Below are 3,520 nucleotides of genomic sequence, written 5' to 3'. Positions count from 1 at the left end.
CGCCCACCGCGCCGCCCACCACCGCGCCGCCGACCACCGCGCCGCCCACCACGGCCCCGCCGACGACTGCCCCGCCGACCACCCCGCCGCCCGCCGCCACCGGTTCCACCCTGCGTGCCCTCGCCAACAACCAGTACGTCAGCGCGCCCAACGCCACCACCCCGCTGATCGCCAACAAGACCTCCGCCGGGACCAGCGAGCGGTTCGAACTGGTCAACCTCGCCAACGGCAACGTCGCGCTGCGCGCCAAGAGCAACGGGCAGTACGTCGCCGCCGAGAACGCCGGGGCCGCCGCGCTGATCGCCAACCGGGCCACCGCCGGCGCGTGGGAGACCTTCCAGCTGATCCGCAACTCCGACGGCACGGTCAGCCTGCGGGCCACCGTGAACAGCCGGTACGTGGCCGCCGACAACGGGGGCTCCTCCCCGCTGATCGCCAACCGGACCTCCATCGGCCAGTGGGAGAAGTTCAACCTCGTCACCAACTGACCGCGCCGCGGCTCGCTTCTTCACCACCCTCACCTGGCCGTGGTGCGCCCCCGCACGCCCGGCCCTGGTCGTCGAGGAAGGACGATCATGCTCTCGAACCCCCGGCGCTGGTCCCGGGCACTCGTCGCGGCGGTCACCACCGTCGCGAGTGTGACCCTGGCCGTGGCCGCACCCTCCACCGCCGCCCAGGCGGTGGTTATCCCCGCCAGCGACTATCAGCAGGTCAAACTCGCCACCGGCTCGGCCGAGCTGGGCGAGGCCATGTCCCTGGCCATCCTGCCCAACCGCTCGGTGCTGCACACCGCCCGCAACGGCGTCCTGCGGGTCACCGACGTGGCAGGCAACACCAAGGTCTCCGGCACCCTGTCCGTCTACACGCACGACGAGGAGGGGTTGCAGGGCGTCGCCGTCGACCCCAACTTCGCCACCAACAGATGGATCTACCTGTACTACTCGCCCACGTTGAGCACCCCGTCCGGGGACGCCCCCACCACCGGCACGCAGTCGGACTGGGACCGGTGGAAGGGGCACCTGCGGCTGTCCCGGTTCACCCTCAACAGCGACGACACGCTCAACCTGAGCAGCGAGAAGATCGTGCTCCAGGTCGCCAACGACCGTGGGCAGTGCTGCCACGTCGGCGGTGACCTGGACTTCGACGCCGCCGGCAACCTGTACCTGACCACCGGCGACGACACCAACCCGTTCGAGTCGTCGGGCTACGCGCCGCTGGACGAGCGGACCGACCGCAACCCGCAGTTCGACGCCCAGCGCTCGGCGGGCAACACCAACGACCTGCGGGGCAAGGTGCTGCGGATCAAGCCGCAGGCGGACGGGACGTACACGATCCCGTCGGGCAACCTGTTCGCGCCCGGCACGGCCAACACCCGTCCGGAGATCTACGCGATGGGTATGCGCAACCCGTTCCGGATGAGCGTCGACAAGGCGACCGGCGTCGTCTACGTCGGCGACTACGGCCCGGACGCCGGGAGCACCAACTCCAGCCGGGGTCCGCAGGGTCAGGTGGAGTTCAACCGCATCACGGCGCCCGGAAACTTCGGCTGGCCGTACTGCACCGGCAGCAACACGAGCACCGAAACATACAATGAATACACGTTCCCGTCCGGGCCGTCGCAGTCGAAGTACAACTGCACGGGCGGGCCGACCAACAACTCGTTCCGCAACACGGGCCTCGGCACGCTGCCCGCGGCGAAGCCGGCCTGGATCAAGTACGCCGGCGACTCCGGATCACCGTCGGAGTTCGGCAGCGGCTCCGAGTCGCCCATGGCCGGGCCGGTCTACCGGTACGACGCCTCGCTCAACTCCAGCATCAAGTTCCCGCAGTCGCTCAACGGCCAGTTCTTCGCCGGCGAGTACGGCCGACGCTGGATCAAGCCGATCGCCATCAACGCCGACGGCTCCCGCGGCGAGATCTCCTCGTTCCCGTGGAGCGGCACCCAGGTCATGGACATGGCCTTCGGCCCGGACGGCGCGCTGTACGTGCTGGACTACGGCACCGGCTCGAACAACCAGGCGCTGTTCCGGATCGAGTACATCGGCGGCGGCAATCGCAACCCCATCGCGGTCGCCTCGGCGAACCCCACGTCGGGGGCCAACCCGTTGACGGTGAACTTCTCGTCGGCTGGCAGCTCCGACCCCGAGGGCGGGGCGCTGAGCTACCTGTGGACGTTCGGCGACGGCACCACGTCGACGGCGGCCAACCCCACCAAGACGTACACCACCAACGGCACCTACTCCCCCACCCTGAAGGTCACCGACCCGGCCGGCCTGACCGGTACGGCGAGCCTGGTCATCACCGTGGGAAACACCGCGCCGACGGTGACGCTGACCTCGCCCGTCGACGGGCAGCTGTTCAACTTCGGTGACACGGTGTCGTACCAGATCAGCGTGAGCGACCCGCAGGACGGCACGATCGACTGTTCCAAGGTGAGCCTGACGTACGCGCTGGGCCACGACAGCCACGCTCACCAGATCACCTCGAAGAACGGGTGCAGCGGCTCGATCACCGTGCCGACCGACGGGGAGCACGACTCCGCGGCCAACATCTACGGGGTCTTCGACGCCGCCTACACCGACAACGGCGGTCTGACCACGCACAGCATCAGGACGCTGCAACCGAAGCACCGCCAGGGTGAGCACTTCGGCGCGACGTCCGGTGTCCAGGCCACCGACCACACCAGCGCCGAGGGTGGCCGCACGGCCGGGTTCATCGAGAACAACGACTGGATCTCGTACACGCCGTACAACCTGGCCAACGCCAACCGCATCACCGTGCGGGCGTCGTCGGCCGGCGCCGGTGGCACCATCGAGGTCCGGACCGGGTCGGCCACCGGCACTCTGCTGGGCACGGTCACGGTTCCGGTGACCGGCAACTGGGAGACGTTCGTCGATGCGTCAGCCACTATCAGCAACCCGCCCAGCGCGTCGACCACGCTGTACCTGGTCTTCAAGGGCGGGTCGGGCTACCTGTTCGATGTCGACGCGTTCACCTTCACCACCGGCACCGGTGGCAGCACGCCGGTGAGCACGCTGCGGGCGCAGGTCAACAACCAGTACGTGTCGGCGGTCGGCAGCACCGCGTTGATCGCCAACAAGGCCAGCGTCGGCACGACCGAGCAGTTCGACCGGGTGGACGCCGGCAACGGCAACATCGCGCTGCGGTCACGTGCCAACGGGCTCTACGTTTCGGCCACGAACGCCGGCGCCGCAGCGTTGGTCGCCAACGCCACGTCGGTCGGGTCGTGGGAGACCTTCCAGCTCATCACCAACTCGGATGGGACGGTCAGTCTGCGCGCCACGGTCAACAACCAGATCGTGTGCGCGGAGAACGCCGGGGCCGGGTCACTGATCGCCAACCGTACGTCCGTCGGGGCCTGGGAGAAGTTCGTCCTCACCACCGGCTGACACGTGGTGGGGGGGGGCCGGGGGGGGGGGGGGGCGCGGGCCCCCCCCCCCCCCCCACGCCCGCCCCCCCCCCGCGCTGGGTGGGGCCCCCCCCCCTTGGCCGGGGGGCC

Annotated in this window: 1 protein-coding gene and 1 pseudogene; both read left to right on the top strand. The window is 69.7% G+C overall.

Annotated elements, in window-relative coordinates; translation table 11 throughout:
* Nucleotides 1–488 (top strand): annotated as a pseudogene (locus ABZU46_RS31350) (glycosyl hydrolase); the annotation flags it as partial.
* A gap of 87 nt (nucleotides 489–575) precedes the next feature.
* Nucleotides 576–3,410: a PQQ-dependent sugar dehydrogenase gene (locus ABZU46_RS31345; protein WP_354863309.1), complete on the top strand. Its 2,835-nt coding sequence runs from the start codon at nucleotides 576–578 to the stop codon at nucleotides 3,408–3,410.
* The last annotated feature ends 110 nt before the right edge of the window (nucleotides 3,411–3,520 follow it).

The sequence above is a fragment of the Micromonospora sp. NPDC005197 genome, assembly GCF_040608295.1.
In the GTDB taxonomy this organism is placed as follows: domain Bacteria; phylum Actinomycetota; class Actinomycetes; order Mycobacteriales; family Micromonosporaceae; genus Micromonospora.
This window is presented reverse-complemented; position numbering and strand designations above follow the sequence as displayed.